17 protein-coding genes, 2 tRNA genes and 1 pseudogene are annotated in these 18734 nt (G+C 35.2%); 4 read left to right on the top strand and 16 right to left on the bottom strand.

Annotation, left to right across the window (positions count from 1 at the left end):
* Positions 1 to 283: 283 nt before the first annotated feature.
* The 6 genes and pseudogenes from ACKC83_RS17345 to tnpA all read right to left on the bottom strand — a co-directional run.
* A complete protein-coding gene (locus ACKC83_RS17345; protein ID WP_434037798.1) occupies positions 284 to 367 on the bottom strand; it encodes a hypothetical protein in 84 nt (27 codons plus the stop codon).
* A gap of 153 nt (positions 368 to 520) precedes the next feature.
* On the bottom strand, positions 521 to 847 hold the full coding sequence (gene galT, locus ACKC83_RS17350) for a galactose-1-phosphate uridylyltransferase (RefSeq protein ID WP_434037799.1): 327 nt from the start codon (positions 845 to 847) through the stop codon (positions 521 to 523).
* Between the two features lie 359 nt (positions 848 to 1206).
* Positions 1207 to 1515, bottom strand: a complete 309-nt coding sequence (locus tag ACKC83_RS17355) for a galactokinase family protein (RefSeq protein WP_434036522.1) — start codon at positions 1513 to 1515, stop codon at positions 1207 to 1209.
* Positions 1516 to 1600: 85 nt separating this feature from the next.
* Positions 1601 to 1744: a hypothetical protein gene (locus tag ACKC83_RS17360; RefSeq protein ID WP_434036523.1), complete on the bottom strand. Its 144-nt coding sequence runs from the start codon at positions 1742 to 1744 to the stop codon at positions 1601 to 1603.
* Positions 1745 to 1795: 51 nt separating this feature from the next.
* Complete coding sequence (locus ACKC83_RS17365; RefSeq protein ID WP_434036524.1) at positions 1796 to 2167, bottom strand: hypothetical protein; 372 nt, start codon at positions 2165 to 2167, stop codon at positions 1796 to 1798.
* Positions 2168 to 2306: 139 nt separating this feature from the next.
* A pseudogene (gene tnpA / locus ACKC83_RS17370) lies at positions 2307 to 2747 on the bottom strand (IS200/IS605 family transposase); the annotation flags it as partial.
* 610 nt (positions 2748 to 3357) lie between these two features.
* On the opposite strand from tnpA, the gene ACKC83_RS17375 reads away from it, so the two are divergent.
* A complete protein-coding gene (locus ACKC83_RS17375) occupies positions 3358 to 6342 on the top strand; it encodes a LamG-like jellyroll fold domain-containing protein (protein ID WP_434036525.1) in 2985 nt (994 codons plus the stop codon).
* 224 nt (positions 6343 to 6566) lie between these two features.
* On the opposite strand, the gene ACKC83_RS17380 is transcribed toward ACKC83_RS17375, so the two are convergent.
* From ACKC83_RS17380 to ACKC83_RS17395, 4 genes are all read right to left on the bottom strand, one after another.
* Positions 6567 to 6836, bottom strand: a complete 270-nt coding sequence (locus ACKC83_RS17380) for a phage integrase SAM-like domain-containing protein (RefSeq protein ID WP_434036526.1) — start codon at positions 6834 to 6836, stop codon at positions 6567 to 6569.
* Between the two features lie 144 nt (positions 6837 to 6980).
* Positions 6981 to 7055, bottom strand: a tRNA-Pro gene (locus ACKC83_RS17385).
* 52 nt (positions 7056 to 7107) lie between these two features.
* Positions 7108 to 7191, bottom strand: a tRNA-Ser gene (locus ACKC83_RS17390).
* A gap of 92 nt (positions 7192 to 7283) precedes the next feature.
* Entirely contained in the window at positions 7284 to 9335 is a 2052-nt protein-coding gene (locus tag ACKC83_RS17395) for an HD family phosphohydrolase (protein ID WP_434036527.1), read from the bottom strand.
* Between the two features lie 126 nt (positions 9336 to 9461).
* Here ACKC83_RS17395 and ACKC83_RS17400 point away from each other — a divergent pair, with 126 nt between their 5' ends.
* The 3 genes from ACKC83_RS17400 (at position 9462) to ACKC83_RS17410 (ending at position 11977) form a co-directional block, all read left to right on the top strand.
* Positions 9462 to 10640: an acetyl-CoA C-acyltransferase gene (locus ACKC83_RS17400; RefSeq protein WP_434036528.1), complete on the top strand. Its 1179-nt coding sequence runs from the start codon at positions 9462 to 9464 to the stop codon at positions 10638 to 10640.
* A gap of 65 nt (positions 10641 to 10705) precedes the next feature.
* Entirely contained in the window at positions 10706 to 11455 is a 750-nt protein-coding gene (locus tag ACKC83_RS17405; protein WP_414037358.1) for an NlpC/P60 family protein, read from the top strand.
* 78 nt (positions 11456 to 11533) lie between these two features.
* Positions 11534 to 11977: a hypothetical protein gene (locus ACKC83_RS17410; protein ID WP_414037359.1), complete on the top strand. Its 444-nt coding sequence runs from the start codon at positions 11534 to 11536 to the stop codon at positions 11975 to 11977.
* Between the two features lie 58 nt (positions 11978 to 12035).
* On the opposite strand, the gene ACKC83_RS17415 is transcribed toward ACKC83_RS17410, so the two are convergent.
* The 6 genes from ACKC83_RS17415 to ACKC83_RS17440 all read right to left on the bottom strand — a co-directional run bounded on the left by ACKC83_RS17415 (position 12036) and on the right by ACKC83_RS17440 (position 18715).
* The gene (locus ACKC83_RS17415) at positions 12036 to 12296 is read right to left on the bottom strand and encodes a hypothetical protein (RefSeq protein WP_414037360.1); all 261 of its coding nucleotides are present in this window, start codon (positions 12294 to 12296) and stop codon (positions 12036 to 12038) included.
* 157 nt (positions 12297 to 12453) lie between these two features.
* Positions 12454 to 14208, bottom strand: a complete 1755-nt coding sequence (locus ACKC83_RS17420; protein ID WP_434036529.1) for an efflux RND transporter periplasmic adaptor subunit — start codon at positions 14206 to 14208, stop codon at positions 12454 to 12456.
* Positions 14209 to 14211: 3 nt separating this feature from the next.
* Complete coding sequence (locus ACKC83_RS17425; protein ID WP_434036530.1) at positions 14212 to 14694, bottom strand: DUF305 domain-containing protein; 483 nt, start codon at positions 14692 to 14694, stop codon at positions 14212 to 14214.
* Positions 14695 to 14713: 19 nt separating this feature from the next.
* Entirely contained in the window at positions 14714 to 17527 is a 2814-nt protein-coding gene (locus ACKC83_RS17430; RefSeq protein WP_434036531.1) for a heavy metal translocating P-type ATPase, read from the bottom strand.
* A 69-nt stretch (positions 17528 to 17596) separates the two neighbouring features.
* A complete protein-coding gene (locus ACKC83_RS17435; RefSeq protein ID WP_434036532.1) occupies positions 17597 to 18181 on the bottom strand; it encodes a helix-turn-helix domain-containing protein in 585 nt (194 codons plus the stop codon).
* Positions 18182 to 18196: 15 nt separating this feature from the next.
* The gene (locus ACKC83_RS17440; protein ID WP_434036533.1) at positions 18197 to 18715 is read right to left on the bottom strand and encodes a DUF3347 domain-containing protein; all 519 of its coding nucleotides are present in this window, start codon (positions 18713 to 18715) and stop codon (positions 18197 to 18199) included.
* Positions 18716 to 18734 lie beyond the last annotated feature (19 nt).

Raw genomic sequence — 18734 nt, forward strand, 5'->3', positions numbered from 1 at the left:
AATAACCAAGCCCCCTTTAATCTATGATTAAATACGATAACCAATTTGTTGTAACCTCTGCTGTAATATCACGTTGTGGAGACACCAAACATTCCATAAATAACCATATTTTTTTTAACCGTCGCACTTTTTAATAAAGGCGGATAAAAATTCATATGTCAATGCCAAAGGCTATTTTCATCTTCATTTGTTTGTGCTTGATGTATGCCACTAGAATATGGGAGTGAGATGCTTTAGTAATTACCGAAATTACTTCAGCAAATTGAACCGACTCTTCTTCTTTTTAATCCAGAATACTACGCTGATGCCTTTTAGGCACGATCACCCTTTCAAACGGTCGTATTGTCCAGAATGGAACTAATACCACAAACTCATCATTTTCAAAAGTAATCCGTTCTTTTTCTTTGAATTCTTAAAAGGGATAGTCTCCTAAAAGACGACGCTTATTAGCTGTATTATAAGTTAATTGTGCACTATTTTTCTTATCCACTTCGTTAGGCAAAGTCGATTGGCTCCAAATTTATCCATGAGGATGTGGGTTACTACATCCCATAACAGCACCTTTGTTTTTAAAAATCTGAACGTAATTTATGGTCTTAATTTTAGAAAGCTCTGAGTATTCTTTCTGCCATGCAAAAACCACCTTCTCTATAGCATTTACAGACGTATCTGCTAAACTTTTGGAATCGTCTGGGCTAAGACAAATCACTTTACAAATATCTGTTTCACTTTGAGCCAGCATTAAACCATTGTTAACCTGAAACGATTTGGAATCGTTTTGAAGTGCTGAAAAATCATTGGTAAACATAAATACATCCTCGTAAATAGGGTTTAATTCCGCATTAATTCTAGTATTTCCTGCAGATAAATAACATGACGGATCGTGCGAAGGGGTGTCTCTTCAGACAGGTCTTCGGTTTGTCCTTGCCACGGTCTTTTAGCGCGATGAGGTGATAAAACCCATTCCTTGTAAGTATATTTAAGCGTTTATGTGAATAGTCTTGTAAGTCGGTGTTCATTTTTAATGCTTTAAATTAGTAATTGATTATATGAGTACCATCGGATAGTTCTATTTCGTAAATAAAGCAATCTCTATTAATTTTAGCCATGTAGGCCTTTGTAATATATTGCTTGAAGGTTACTATCTCAGATGTTGCAATTAGATTAATGGTACAACCACCAAAGCCACCCCCATCATTCTAGCGCCTAGAATATTTGTATTTGACTTTTTTTTTCGACTAAATAATCTAATTCGGCGCAACTCAACTTGTATTGGTGTTGTAACCCCATATGAGAAGCATAAATTAATTCACCTAAGATTTGTAAATCATCGATTATCAATACTTTAGAAGCTTCTACTGCACGTGCATTTTCTTGAATTACAAACAATGCTTTTTGGTAGTTCTCTGGACTCAGTTTATCTTTCCCTTTATTAACGGCAGAAGGAAACACAAAACCATTATTATAATCTGTATGTTCTCCAATAATATTGATTCGTTCAGGGGAAAAAACCATAAATGACTATACCTCAAACGTTTCTAAAATACATCCTTTGACAGTATTAATTAAAGTCGTATTCATGTCTTTTTTACTTAAATTATTATAATGAATTACTAAGAATTAAGGTGTTTACATTTTCTATTCTTAACTGCTCATTATGCATAATCATTTGCGCTAAGCGTTCGCCCATTTGGTTGAAATCTGTAGAAAAAGTAGTTTTACCACCTTCTACAATTTCTTTCAAAAGTGTGTCGTTATAAGAAATAATCGCTACATCTTTAGACAAACTAAGTTGCTATCGCTTCATCCCTTTTATAACTCGCAATAAATTTTTATCCTCTGGAAGTACATACAGTTCACCCTTAGTAATCACTCGATCTTTTAAAGAACTAATAACTTTATACTCTAAACTGTTTACTTTACAGAATTCAATAAATCCTTTTTTCATACCTAAAGGTTGACTCGATACTGAAAAATGAAGAATAATTTGAGAATATTTCAGTATTAGAGGTATTGCTTCAGTAAGGTTATTATAAATATCTTTTTCGAAATTCTGATAAATTGCCGAGTATTGAGACAATTCTGGATGCATTTGGTCCAAAATATAAACCTTATCCTTTGGCAATATTTTTATCACCTCATTAGTGTTTTTTAAATTAGCAGGCATAATCACATAGTAGTTGTACAGTCCTACATTCTCGAAAATTAACTTTCCAAAAATTTCTTCGTTAAAATGATGAAACTAAACCACTATGGACTTAAGTCCATAAGTTTGTTACACGAGGGACTAAAGTCACTCTTTGTTTTTACTCTAATATGAAGTTGGAGTTATTCGAATTAGGTTTTCTATGATGCTCTAAATATTCATTAACCATTTCATGTGTGATATTTCCAGTACTCCAGACACCATAACCTATTGCCAAAAAATGTTTACCCCAATATTGTTTCCTTAATTTTGGAAATTCCTGCTGTAACTTCCTTAAACCTCTTCTCCTCATTTGATTTGTCAAAATACTAATACTCTGTTTTGGTGAGTATTCGATATGCATGTGAATGTGAATGTGAACATGAACATAACTTACAACCCCTTTTAATATCTCAACTTCTTCCGCTTCATATATTTGAATCAGCAAATCCCGGCAACGAGACTGCACATCTCCTTTCAACACTTTATATTTATACTTGGTAAACCAAACTATATCACAACTTAAACGACATACTGTATGCGATCCTTTGCGTTGATATCCTCCCTTTTCATAAAGATAAAAATTCTATATTACTAAAGTGCTGCAATGAAATTGCAGGGTTTTAAACCCTAATTTGATACCTATAAATATCTATCCGAATATTATCATCTAAATTATTAATAAACGAATTGTATAAATCTTCCTTAAAGGAACTCAATTCATCAAATAACAAGAACACCTTCTGACTCTCTTCTATACTATCATTTAACAGGTAATATCCTTTTCCTACAATAGATTGAATAATACCTCGTGCTTTTAATTCATTAAAGGCTATTTTTAGTTATTAGTCAATGGTGAGTCGTTAGTGGGTTGTACTAAATAAACTCATCCTGGTTCTTAACTCTAGTCTCTTTGTTCCTTTTTATTTCAACTTTATTAATTATTTAGCATTACATTATTCACTACTAAATACTACAAACTACTGGCTAAGAACTAACGACTCAAAAGAAAAGATTGTCACGCTCCACGCTGTTCCACTCGCAATGACAAAATTAGAAGCACCTACTACAGACTAAAGACTACCAACTAACACAAAAACAGGACACAACAGGATAACTAAACGACACATCTTTATTAATTTCATATATTATTAACTAATTAACCTGCTAATATGAAAAAAAACAAACTTAATTTTAAACTATTATCAAAATCATGTTTATTTTCGGGGCTTATTACCATGTGTACCACATTAAGTGCCCAAACACTTGCTTTTCCAGAAGCTACCGGTTTTGGTAGATATACAACGGGAGCTAGAGGTGCAGAAAACGCCGAAATTTACTTAGTCACAAATTTAAACGATAGTGGCCCAGGTTCGTTTCGGGATGGGGTAAGTCAAGAAGGTCGTTTTATTATTTTTAAAGTTGGAGGAATTATAAACTTACAATCTCAAATAGTAGTTTCAAAAAACACCACTATAGCAGGGCAAACAGCTACTGGTGAAGGTATTGTTCTTGCTGGTCCCAGAGTTTCTTTTACAGGAGCAAGTAATACCATTGCACGATATGTGCGCATTCGTTATGTGGGGGGCGCACAAAATCAGGATGCTTCGGGAATTTCAAATGGAAGGGATATTATTCTGGACCACATGACTTTTTCTTGGGGAACTGATGAGGTTTTCTCTGTAAATTGGGATAATAAAGGCGAAAGTCCAGATAATATAACCATTCAAAATTCTATTATTGGACAAGGTTTACACCGCCATAACCATTCTGCAGGTGGCTTAATGCAACCATCGGACGGTAAATTAAGTATTATAGGCAATTTATATCTAAGCAACAAAACCAGAAACCCCAAAGTTAAAGGCATTAACGAGTTTGTAAATAATGTGGTTTATAATTGGGGGAATTATGGAAATACCTATGGCCATACTGAATCTGGCGACGCTTATATTATGGGTGGTGATTCTGAAGGCATTTCAAAAGTAAACATCATAAACAATTATTTTATTGGTGGGCCTCATACTAGCAATACTGTTTCTACACCTTTTAATAGAGGGAATTCTAATTTCTTTTTATACGGGTCTGGAAACTACTTCGATAATAATAAAAACGGAATCTTAGACGGCGAATTGGTTTCTGAAGATTTAACGGGCTACCCTACTGGCGATGATTTAAGTCTACAAGCTACACCTTACGATTATCCTGAAAAAAATGCAACGTTATCTGCACAGGATGCTTTTGATAAGGCGGTACTTGACGTGGGTGCATCCTACCCAAAACGCGACCAAGTAGATAGTTTAATGATTGCCAATTTAAAATCGAAAGGTACCGAGGCTTTTTACGTGTATCGCGAATACGATTTGCCGTTTATAAATGGAGGTTTAGGTCATGTTTACGGCGCACCAGCTCCTTTAGATTCGGATAATGATGGAATGCCAGACGCGTGGGAAGATGCCAATGGCTTAGATAGAAACACACCCGATGCTTTAGCCGAAAGCACTCTACAACCACCGTATTTAAATATTGAAGTGTATATTAATGGGATAACTAATGAAACCCCTCCAGATTTTATTTATCCACCATCCGATATCACATTTACCGAAATCGTTTCTACAGAAACACCGCCTTCGGCAGCTTTAACTGTTAATTGGGGTGATAATGCAACAAATGAAGACCAATATGTGGTAGAGCGCTCTGATAACGGAACCGACTTTATTGTAATTAGCACGCTTGATGCGAATACTATTAGTTATACTGATACGGGATTAACGCCAAACACAACCTATTACTATAGAGTAAAAGCCATAAACAGTACCGAATTTTCGGTTTATAATACCATAGCATCGGTAACTACCCAGCGTATTCCATCTACACCAGATAAAGCAAATAGCCCCATACCAACATCGGGATTTAATAATACCGAATTATTAAACGGCCAATTAAATTTAAAATGGAACGGAAGTGATAATACGCTAAATTATGCTGTATACTTGGGGACAGATTCTGAAAATCTAAACAAATTAGCAGATATTACCTACTCGGAAACGCCTTCGTATCAAGTTTCAGAATTAACCCCTGGAGCAAACTACTACTGGAGAGTAGATGCTATAAACGATAAAGGAACGACGCCTGGCGAGGTATGGACTTTTAAAGTGCTTACTCCTGAACATTTGGGGCACTGGCCGTTTAAAGAGGTTGCTGGTGAAGGCATGCAAATTGCCGATGTGTCGCGGTATGAAAACCACGGTAAACTCGACCCTGATTTCGATAATGCAGAAGTACGCGTAGCGGGCAAAACAAATCAAGCTATAGATTTTGCGACGTCGTTAGATTCTAAATACATGGTTAATATTCCTAACCAAAATCAACTTTTATTCGACAACAGTTCGTTTACGATCTCTTTTTGGATGAAAGCAGACCCAAGTTTATTACCTCAATCCTCTAGCGAGAGCATGTACATACTATGTAAAGGGTCGTTTACAAAAAATGAAACAACGGGAGCCACTGGTAAACGATTTAATGTAGAAGTAAAAGGCGATGTACTACGATTTGCTATAGACGACAATGCTACAAAAAAAGAGTTAAGCACAACGGCAGCGAACTTTTTTACAGGTGCATGGGTAAACGTTGTTATAATGAGAGATATCCCTGCTCATAAATTAAGAATTTACACCAATGGTATTTTTACTGCTGAACTTGATGAAACAGCTGTAACAGGTATTTCTGAAGCTAGTGATTTAATTATAGGAAATATTGGAGTTTTTGAATTAGCAGCAGGAACAGCTCCTGCACCCTATAAAGGCTTGTTTGACGAACTTGAAATATTTAATTATGCTTTAACTGAAAGAGAAGTCGCACAATTATATGCTAATACACTTTCTATTAATGAAACATTCCATACGGACTCTAATCGTATTAACATCTATCCGAACCCCGCAAAAAATCACATTTTCATTCATACAGCCAATACCAACCTAAATGGTGCTACTGCTACTTTATTTGATATGACAGGAAAGGTTATACTGAAAGAAAAACTTTTTTCTAAAACCCATAGTACCTATATGTTAGATGTATCACAGACCCATACCTCTGGGATATACATTCTCAATATCTCTGGAGACCATATACATACCAAATTTAAAATTGTTGTAGAATAATTTTTTTTAGACATTCATATTTAACCGTTGCATGCATTTGTAACGGTTTTTTATGAAATTTGATAAGGTTAACTTAAGATATAAATGGGTTTGAATTTCACCAAAATGTCTTTATTAATCCATTCTAATTTATAAACCATAGTGACTATTTTACGAAATCTTTGAATGTGCTTCATAACTGTAATATTTTCCATCTTCTTTTGATGATCTAGGAGTATAAGACCTTAATAAATTTTGAAAATCAATATGAATTTATAGGACAATTGGGATAGATTCATATCATGAGCCTTCATATTCAATAGAAAAAGCTTAATATACTTTTGGGTGATATAATAATTTTCAAGGGTGCCATGGGACAATGATGAGGTCATTACTCTATTATGATAATCTATAAGAGATAGTAAAGTATTATTATTTGAATCATCTCCAAGAAATCGTGTTTTAACTACTTGAGCACTTAAAAACACGTTTCTTGTAAAAGCTAATCGTTTCACATTTTTATAATTTAAAAACTGTGAAATGAATTGTGAGCCGATTAGATTGATATGACACCAATTAAGACAAATGTTTATAAAAACAAAAAAACACTGAAAATCATACGATTAACAGTGTTTTTGTTTAACCTAAAACTAGGTTAGTCGGGGTGGCAGGATTCGAACCTGCGGCCTCCACGTCCCAAACGTGGCGCGATAACCGGGCTACGCTACACCCCGAAGATGTATTGTTAAAATCTTTAATTCCCGATATTATATTAAAGACTAATTGCGGAGAGACAGGGACTCGAACCCTGGCGACAGTTACCCGTCGACAGATTAGCAATCTGCTCCATTACCACTCTGGCACCTCTCCTAAAAATTATGAACGTTGCAATAAATTTGCGAGTGCAAAAATAAGACTTGTTATTAGATATTACAACCTTTTTTAAACTTTTTTTATAAAAATTATTCAGGGTATTCTATTCGCAAATGGTAAATGTTTGCTAGCTTGAGTTTTAGCACTTTTTTAATAGATTGAATTTCTTTAAAAGTTATATTCGAATTTAAAAATTGCCCCTCATCCATCTGCTTATCTATAATATTTTCTACAAATGCATCAATTTTTGTCGATGTGGGTTCCTTTAAACTTTTAGAAGCCGCTTCTACACTATCGCACATCATTAAAATGGCAGTTTCCTTACTAAATGGCTTCGGACCTAGATATCTAAAATCGTCTACATTGACCTCATCGGGTTTTGCTTTTTTCTCCATCATATAAAAATAGTACACTACACTGGTTCCATGATGCGTTCTTATAAAATCGATAACGCGATCTGGCAAGTTGTTTTTCTTTCCTATTTCAATCCCATTTAAAACGTGATCTACTATAATTTTAGCACTCTCTTTGGGCGCTAATTCGTCGTGCGCATTAATTCCTGTCGACTGGTTTTCTGTAAAATACGTAGGGTTCTTCATTTTACCAATATCATGATATAAAGCTCCAACACGCATTAACATACTATTCGCTCCAATTTCATTTGCGCAAGCTTCAGCTAAATTGGCTACGTTTAACGAATGGTGAAACGTTCCCGGTGCCTTTTCAGCTAGTTCTTTTAATAACTTACTGTTGGTATCTGTAAGCTCCAATAAAGACACGTCTGATACTAATCCGAACATTTTCTCGTAAGCATAAATCAGAGGTTGCACGAATAAGGTTGCCAAACCACACAAGATGAACATTAAAAAGGTTTCCCATTTTAAATTATCTATACTTCCTTCATGAATTACAAAAAATGCAAAATAAGCAATGATATACACCATTGTAATTTGCCCTACCGAAATAAATAAATTAGCGCGTTTATATAATTCTGAAACGGTTAAAATAGTAACTATACCTGCAATTATTTGAAGGAACATATATTCGTAACTATTCGGAACAATAGATCCCAATAATAACATAGTAACAACATGGGTAAACAGACCTAACCTAGCATCGAAAAAGGCTTTTAAAACCAAAGGAAGAATACAAATAGGTACCACATAAATATAGTGCGCATTATAATTAACCACCAGTGAGGTTATAAAAACCATAAATAGAACGTTGAAGAAAATAAAGGTAACTTTATTATTATTTTCGAACACATCGCGTCTGTATTTCCTTAAAAACAGCAATAACATTAACAATGCTAAAGCGACTAAAACAGTGTATGCAAATACAATCCAGTTATAGTTACTCGCATTCCAAACTTGCGACTCGTATTCGGATTCTAAAGATTTTAAAACTTGGAATTTATCGCCTTCAACCACTTCCCCTTTAGAAATTAAAAGGGTTTCCTTTTCAACACTACCTCGGGTGTAAGATATTTTACTAAGTTCTTCTTCTAGTGCCCGTTCCGTAAATTCTTTATTGTACGTTAAGTTTGGCTGAATAACGTCGTAAAACACAGAAAGAAACTGCTTTTCGTAAGAACCTAAATTATGATCGGAAAGCGTTTTAATAATTAAAGGTTTAATATTCTCTTGTTTCACCAAATTGGAATATTCTGCACTCACCTTTTCAACTCGGTTTTCTAATAAAACAACCGTGCTTTTCGCGTTAAAACTATGGTCTTCGTGCAATACACCATAATTATAAAAATCGCTTAATATTTTCGAGCCCTCATTAAAAAGCGCTCTATAATCCGATCTTGGGATAGAATCTGAAATGCTCTCATTAAACGTGATTTTATAATTTTTAAACACCTGTGCTTTAATCCTACTATCAATATCAAAATAACGAATAGCACTTGCTTTTACAGCCTGCTGTTCTGTAGATATTTCTTCGTTACTTTTCTTAATCGCAAAATTAAAGGGAGCGTATAAGTTTTCGGACTGCCAAGGTTTACCTTTTTCAAAATCATATTTAAACCGGCCACTCTTAGGAAACAAGTATACAATTAGAAAGGTTGTACATATAAAAAGCAATATTTTATACAACAAAGTATGGTTCCTGTATAAGGTATTTACAAAATCTTTCATGAATAGAGTTAAGTATATCAAATGTAATAAAAATTAAGGCGTTTCGACCCGTTTATAAATAAGGAATCCTTTATAAATCATATTTATTTTATTAAATTCGTAACAAACATTCACAAATACATAAATATGAGCAAAGAAGTTGTTATTGTATCGGCAATCCGGACTCCAATCGGAAGTTTTTTAGGGTCATTATCCACTATTCCTGCTCCAAAACTAGGTGCTATTGCCATAAAAGGCGCTCTAGATAAAATACATTTAGATCCGCATCTAATCGACGAAGTTTATATGGGTCAAGTGGTACAAGCAGGTACAGGACAAGCTCCTGCCAAACAAGCTGCTATTTATGCAGGTATACCAGATACTGTACCTTGTACAACGGTAAATAAAGTGTGTGCTTCTGGAATGAAAGCCATTATGCTCGCTGCCCAAGCCATTGCCTTAGGAGATGTCGAAATTGCGGTTGCTGGAGGTATGGAAAATATGAGTATGATTCCGCATTATATGCATGCCAGGACAGGCACTAAATTTGGACCAGCAACATTAATCGATGGCCTGCAACAAGATGGTTTGTTAGATGCTTACAAGCAAAATGCAATGGGTGTATGTGCAGATGCCTGTGCCACGAGTTATAAATTTACTAGAGAAGAGCAAGATGCATATGCGGTACAATCTTACACTCGTTCTGCTAAAGCATGGGAAGCTGGCAAATTTGACAATGAAGTTATTCCAGTAGAAGTACCTCAGCGACGTGGTGAACCTTTAATTTTTAGTAAAGATGAAGAATTTACAAATGTAAAAATAGATAAAATTCCAACGCTTCGCCCGGCATTCACAAAGGACGGAACAGTTACTGCAGCCAATTCATCTACCATAAACGATGGTGCTGGAGCAGTGATTTTAATGAGTAAAGACAAAGCCATATCTTTAGGTTTAAAACCTTTGGCAGTTATAAAAAGTTATGCCGATGCGTCTCAAGCATCAGAATGGTTTACTACAAGTCCAGCAAAAGCATTACCAAAAGCCTTAGACAAGGCAGGTGTAAAAATTAGTGATATTGATTTCTTTGAGTTAAATGAAGCGTTCTCTGTTGTTGGCTTAGCCAATATGAAACTTTTAGAATTGCAAGATTCGAACGTTAATGTTAACGGAGGAGCCGTTTCTTTGGGCCATCCCCTAGGATGTTCTGGAGTAAGAATAGTTATTACGTTATTAAATGTGCTAGAACAAAATAATGCTAAACTTGGAGCTGCCGCAATTTGTAATGGAGGTGGTGGCGCTTCGGCAATGGTGCTAGAACGTCTTTAATTGGAAATATCTTTTTTAAAAACTCATTAAATTCTATATTTAGACCAAAATTCAACAGTTAATTAATGCAATACGGCGTTTGTAATTTAAGCATTGTCCCTTTAAGAATTGAACCCTCTGATGCTTCGGAACTTATATCTCAGGTACTCTATGGGGAACATTTTAAGATTTTAGAACAACGAAAAAAGTGGAGTAAGATCCGTTTGGCTTTCGATACCTACGAAGGCTGGATAGACAACAAACAATATGTTGAAATTTCTGAAGATATTTATGCAGACTTAGATTCTAAAGCTCCTAAATTGTCTACCAATTTAATCGAATTTGTAACCGACAGGAACGAGCAACTCTACCCTATTCCGCTGGGATCATGCTTAAACAGTTTACCTATTTTAAACCATACCCACGATGGCGAGTTTACCGATAAAATTCTTCCTAAAAGCAACCTCATACAAACTGCTTTTATGTATTTAAATGCGCCATATTTATGGGGAGGAAAAACGCCTTTTGGGATTGATTGCTCTGGATTTACACAAATGGTTTACAAACTAAATGGCTATAAAATTTTAAGAGATGCTTCTCAACAAGCGACTCAAGGAGAACCTCTAAGCTTTATTGAAGAAAGTGAAGCTGGAGATTTAGCTTTTTTCGATAATAATGAGGGTCAGATTACTCATGTTGGCATAATTATGAACGATAATTATATTATCCATGCCCATGGAAAAATAAGAATAGACCGTTTAGATCATTCTGGAATTTATAATATCGATAAAAAGATGCACACCCATAAATTGCGGGTCATAAAAAAAATCATATAAATAACGTTATCATATTACTGGTTCCAAAATGAGTAATGAGATTTTTAAGTATATTTAAATAAAAAAACGAAACACGTCATGAACACTTACACCAAAACAATTCTCACCGCGCTAGTGGTCTGTATTTTTAGCATTCAATTTGTCTCTGCGCAACGTATTGTAAGAGCACCTGTAGCTCATAATAACAACAGAGTGGTTGGACAATGGGTTAATTTAGGAACAACGCATGCTAACCATACTGCAGATCACGATAAAATAAATGTGCCTGGACCTTTCGATTATTATAGAAAGCTTAAATTTAAAGTAAGAGACGCTCCTGTTAATATACAACGTATGGTTGTAACGTATGACAATGGAGCTCCAGAAAAAATTGATACACGATTCGACATTCCGAAAAATGGGGAAAGCCGTGTGATTGATCTTAGGGGAGGAAAACGAAAATTAAGAAGTATCGAATTTTGGTACGATACTAAAGGTATTTTAAACGGAAAAGCCGATGTAACCGTTTATGGTATGAAATAATAGGTTGACACCCATTAATAAAAAAAGCTAGTAATTAAATTACTAGCTTTTTTTATATTTAAAAGGATAAAAACTCTCTTGGTAGAGCGTTAAATCCAACTTCATTAACAGCCTCTTCTACAAAGCGGACTTCAATCATTTTTGAAACCTTAACTTTAAATTGTTTAGGAAAAACGACATCCAAGAACTCTATAGATTCTACACCATCAATAGCGAGTACAGCTTGTTTCACCTTAATCACATCTTTATGCTCAGAAGCGTTCGTTGTAAACGTTCTAGGATGTTCTTCAGGTATTACATTATCTAATAAGATTTCCATGTATAGATTTTTGATTAATTAAATTATTAATACACTTGCAAATTAACATTTAATTATCAAATACTTACCAATAGACACGATTTTTTTGTGTTAAAAAATTATAGTATTCCTACTAAAAGAAACATTTTGTTACCATAAGACAAATACCACACCTATTTTACTCTATTATTTTATCATTTTCTCCACACTCCAACATAACTGCTCCGTAATAAGGGTTCTTAATTTTTTCTTCCAAACTTAACCAATAGCCTCCTTTATTCTGATTTGACATCGGACAAAATTGCACATATACTTTAAAAGACACACCATATAATTCAATGAGGTGTTTTACATCTAACGATACTTTTGAAAACACATTCCGAAAGGTTGCTAAATCTTTAACACTTTGAATTTCAGTTAGATTATTTTCTATTTTAGTGGATTGCTCATCCCATAAAGTCATCATTATTCTGTCTTCCGAAATAGATTTTGTATCGACGTCCTTCACCGCTTTTAAAAGTTGACTAGCTTGATTTTTGGCCGATTCAAAATCACTATTAACCAAATTATCTTTTAATTGAATATAAGAAAGAAGTACTACTTCTAACTGTTTCTGAAAAATTTCAGGAGCTTCTTGAACCTTTACATCCGAAATTAAGTCATTTTCAATACCATCAGAAACGTCATGCGACACATTATTCTGATTCATCATCGATGATTTTCCTTTTAACTGAGCTGCAGCATCTACAGTAAATGTTCCGTTGGTTACAACAATATCACCTAGAGCAAGGCCATTAATCACTTCATAAGCGGCTCCTAATTTAGACCCTAAGGTAATGTCTCGCATCTCGAAAACAGGTTCATCTACATTTACCTTTAAATACACCACCGAGCGCTTACCCGTCCACATAACAGCCGAAACAGGTATAGTTAACACCTCTGCTTTATTTTCTTTTAGATTTGCTATAGCACCTTCTACAAACATACCGGGTTTAAACAAACCTTCTTTGTTTTCTAAAACAGTTCTAACAGTTACTGTTCGCGTAGATGCCTCTAATATGGGATCTATAAATGTAATTTTAGAAGGTATCACTTTATTCGGATAGGCCTTTGCTACTATATCAATGGATTGCCCCACTTTTAATGTCTGTATCTGATTTTCGTAAGCATCAAATGCTGCCCAAACCGTGCTTAAATTAGACACTTTAAAAATAGCCTTACCATCCATAACATGATCTCCTTCTTTTGCCGAAATTTCGGAAACGGTTCCCGAAACATGTGCGTAAATTTTAAATTGATTTACAACCTGTCCCGACTTCTCAATCTCATCTAATTGGCCACCATGAATCATCCAGTTCTTAAATTTAGTACGCACCGCGCTATATAACTCTGGTTGTGACGCTTTCATTTTATAAGCCGTAATTAATTCCTGTTGGGCCCGAATTAAATCTGGAGAATATATGGTCGCAACAAGTTGTCCTTTATGTACCTTCTGCCCTACCGATGTGACATATAGCTTATCTATCCTTCCATTAAAATGTGCGGGTTGCACAAATACTTTATCATCGTTCACTTTAATCGTTCCAGATAATTTTAAATTAGTATCTCCATTTGTACCAGCACCTATAACAGTAGTTTCTATATTTGCTAAGGCTATCGCATTTTTACTTAATTTAAATTGTTGCGCTGTTAATCCGCTATCGTCTGTGGTTACCGGAATTAAATCCATACCACAAATCGGGCAATCTCCCGCTTCTGTTTTCATAATTTGCGGATGCATAGAACAGGTCCACATTTCATTCGATTCCAAACTCGCTTCTTGCTCATGATTATGCGATTCTATAGTTGAAGTCGCAGTCCTCCCAAACATTAAATAGCCTAGAATCAACCCTAAAATTAGAGCGAATACAATATATATAGTATTACGTTTCATGAATTATTTATTTTCTTCTAAGCGTTCAATCATGGCTTTCATCTCTTTAATTTCTTTCCTTTGTGCTTCTATAATATCTTCTGCTAATTGCTTAACCTCTGGATCTTTTATATCGGCACGTTCACTCGTTAAAATGGCAATAGAATGATGCGGAATCATGGCTTTTAACCACAATACATCTCCTACAATTGGGGCTTGCGAACGGACTAATCCGAGTGCTCCAAAAAACAGAACGATACTTCCCGCTATTATAGCTATATTCTTCTTTTTATTCTGATACATGTTTTGCATCGCCACAAACATGATAATAGCCATAGTTGAAATCCCCAAACATGTCATATAAAAGCGTGTTAAACTAAAGTATACATGGTCTATGGCATACGTATTTAAATACATAGTGACGTACATGGCTAAAAATGAAGCGCCAAGCATTATAAAAAATCGTGTGTAATTGTTCTTTTTTGAGTGGTCTTTTGAATGTTCCATAATTGTTCTTTTTTTTTGATTAATCTATCTTTGCCGATTTCAAGCGTAATGCATTTGCAATTACCGAAACCGAACTAAAACTCATTGCCAAAGCCGCAATCATAGGCGATAGTAATATTCCGAAAAACGGATACAACACACCTGCCGCAATGGGCACACCAACAGAATTATATATCAGAGCGAAAAACAAATTCTGCTTAATATTTTTCATTACATTTTCGCTTAATTTTCGTGCTTTTACAATCCCGTGCAAATCGCCTTTAACCAGAGTAATAGCAGCACTTTCAATAGCCACATCGGTTCCTGTTCCCATGGCAATACCCACATCACTTTTTGCTAAGGCTGGCGCATCATTAACACCGTCTCCGGCCATAGCTACTTTTCTACCTTCATTTTGGTAGCGTTCTACTTCACTTAATTTATCTTGAGGTAACATACCTCCTTTAAAGTGTTTCAATCCTAATTCATCAGCAACCGCAGTGGCTGTTTCCTGATTATCACCAGAAAGCATTACGACATCTATACCCGATTCTTGCAAGGCTTTAATGGCCTTCTTACTAGTGGATTTTATTTTATCTGAAATTACAATGAATCCCACTGCTACTTGATTTACCGATATATACGATACTGTTTTCCCCTTCTTCTGTTCCTTAGAAACTGCATCTTCTAAATCTGAGGATACCGAGATCGTTGCATCTTCCATCATTTTAGCATTCCCAATAGCAATGTGTTTTCCATCTATAACAGCTGTAACCCCTTTTCCTGACACCGAATTAAAGTCCGTTGCTTTTAAGAAACTTAGCTTTTGTTCTTTTGCATATTTTACAGTGGCTTCGGCTAGCGGATGCTCACTCATTGTATTTATTGAAGCGATGTATTGAAGCACCGTATTTTGGTCGATAACGTCCGATACAGAGACAACTTTTTCTACTGATGGTTTCCCCTCTGTAATGGTTCCTGTTTTATCGATAATTAGCACATCGATTTTATCCATTTTCTCTAAGGCCTCAGCATTTTTAATCAATACTCCATTTTGAGCACCTTTACCTACACCAACCATAACAGACATCGGAGTTGCCAAGCCCAAAGCACACGGACACGCAATTATTAACACGGCAATGGCATTTACAAAAGCGAATGCGTATTTAGGCTCCGGACCAAAAATCACCCAAAGGATAAACGTCAAAATTGAAATTCCCACAACAACAGGCACAAAATATCCTGAAATTTTATCTGCTAGTTTTTGAATCGGCGCCTGACTTCGGCTTGCGGTATTTACCATTTCGATAATTTGAGAAAGCAAAGTATCTCCACCAATTTTTTCTGCAGTCATAACAAAAGACTGTTTCCCATTAATCGTTCCCGAACTCACTTTATCGCCTTCAGATTTGCTTACAGGAATAGGTTCTCCAGTAATCATAGATTCATCTATACTACTTTCACCTTCGTAAACAGAACCGTCTACAGGAATTTTACCACCTGGTTTTACACGCAATAAATCTCCTAGATTAATATCATCTATCGCAATAGTTTCTTCTTTCCCGTCTACAACCCGGATCGCTTCATTTGGCGCTAATTTTAGCAATTCCTTTATCGCATTATTAGTTTTACTATGAGCTCTGGCTTCTAGAACCTGTCCCATTAACACTAAAGTTAATATCACTGTAGCCGCTTCGAAATACACATGGACTGTACCTGTATCCGTTTTAAATTGATCTGGAATAACATCGGGAAATATTAAACCAAATACACTAAACAACCAAGCCACACTTGCCCCAATCCCTATTAATGTGAACATGTTTAAATTCCACGTTTTTATACTTCTATAAGCACGTTCAAAAAACATCCATGTCGCATAAAACACCACGGGAATAGATAAAGCAAACTGCACCCAATTCCATGATTTTAACGACATGATATCGTATAACGGATTGTTATTAATCATCTCCGACATAGCAATAATAAAAATCGGAAGCGTAAATACCGTCGCAATCTTAAGTTTATTAAGTAGCTTTTTATACGTTTTATCCTCTTCAGAAATATCTGCTTTTACAGGAACTAAATCCATACCACAAGTAGGACAATCTCCAGGTTTATCGGAGATGACTTCAGGGTGCATCGGACAAGTATATTGTGTTTTTGGAGCTTTTAAACTCTGCTCTTTAACCAAATCCATACCACAAACTGGGCAATCGCCAGGCGCGTCGTAAGTTTTTTCGCCTTCGCAATGCATCGGACAATAATAATAGCCCCCCGCCCCCCGAAGGGGGAGTTTCTTACTCTTGATCTTTTCTTCTTTTTCCTTTTGAGACAATGGCACTAAATGAATAGTATATGCATCCCCATCTGCTTTCAAAGCTTTTTCAAATGTTTCTATCGGAATATGAATTTCCATCTCGATTATAGCTTCTGCTTTTTCTAAATCTACTGATGCATTTTTCACACCTTCAACTTTAGAGAGGATATCTTCAACGTGACCACGACAACCGTTACAAGTCATACCATGAATATGATAAGTTTTAGATTCATTTTCAGAAATCGCTTTTGAAGAACAACAGCTTGAAGTTACAGATTCATTTTTTTCTTTACACGAATCTAAACTCCTTCCCTCTGGGGAGGTCAGGAGGGGCTGTATTTCATAGCGTCCGCCATCATCTTGCAAAGCGTTCTGAAACACCTCTAATGGAATATGATTCTCCATTTCAATTTCGGCTTCAGCTTTCGCCAGATCTACAGTGGCATGCGTTACACCCTCAACTTTAGACAGCGTACTTTCAACGTGACCGCGACAACCGTTACAGGTCATTCCTGATATTTTATATGTATGTTTCATTTGTGTATAATCTAGAGTTTAAAATTACCACTTAACCACGAATTTCAGTTGTATTATTATGGACTATACTTATATAATTTTGTCTATAGTTTTTCGGTCCCATTGCTGTGATGCCTTATAATCGCTCATAGACATTCCTGTAATACTTTTAAATTGATTGGCTAAATGACTACTACTAGTATAGCCTAAACTATCCGCAATTTCTGTGAATTGCAATTGACCCAATTGAAGCAATTCCTTTACCTTTTCAATTTTTAATTGAATGACATATTTCTCAATAGTAATCCCCATTCGCTTACTAAAAAACTTACTTAACACAGAATAATCTTTTGGGATTTTTTGAGTTAATAATTCTGAAATTTTCATGTTCTGATTTTCAGAAACGTCTAAAGTTTCAATAAGAACCGTTTTAATTTGTTCTATAAGTACATCGTCCTCACTCGTGATTAATTCAAAACCGATATTTTGTAATTTCTTTTTTAAAATCGGATACGTTTCTGCCGCTATTGGTCCCACAACCACGTCGCCTAAATGCAATGCATAAACAGATATTTGCAACGCTTCTAGCAATTGTTTAACCGATGCTTTACAACGATCGCATACCATATTTTTTATATAAAGATGCTGTTTTATCTGTTTATCTTGTGTAGACATGTCTTAAATTTTATATTATTTTAATGTCTCTTGAACTAATCCGCAATGCAACATTTTATCTCCATAATACGGATTATTAATCTGCTTTTCAACTGCAAACCAATTGGCTCCCCCTTTTAAAGCCATCGGACAATGTTGCTCGTAAATTTCGCCTGAAACAATATTTCCTGCTATTACCGGTTTTAAAGCTGTTGTTAAATCTGAAAATAATTCACGTTGAATTTTAATATCATTTTCTTCTGAAATTTTCACAGCCAAAGCTTTTAAAGACTCATCGATAGTTGTTTCTGCCATCATTTTTGCGCCGTTTTTCGCTTCTGCATTGTCAGATTTCACTAGAGCATCTTTTAAATGCATATAGTTTTTAAAAGTTTCTTCTACATTGGCATCTTTAAATTCGGGATTAGAATGTACCACTTCAACTTCTTCCTCCTGTTGAGGCACAGCTTTTTTGGTTTCATTTTTACAAGACACTACCGAAATTAAAACAGTTCCTAATGCCATTACACTTATAATTTGCTTGATATTTTTCATGATTTAAAAATTTTATTAC

Source organism: Formosa bonchosmolovskayae, assembly GCF_051016085.1.
Lineage (GTDB): Bacteria > Bacteroidota > Bacteroidia > Flavobacteriales > Flavobacteriaceae > Formosa.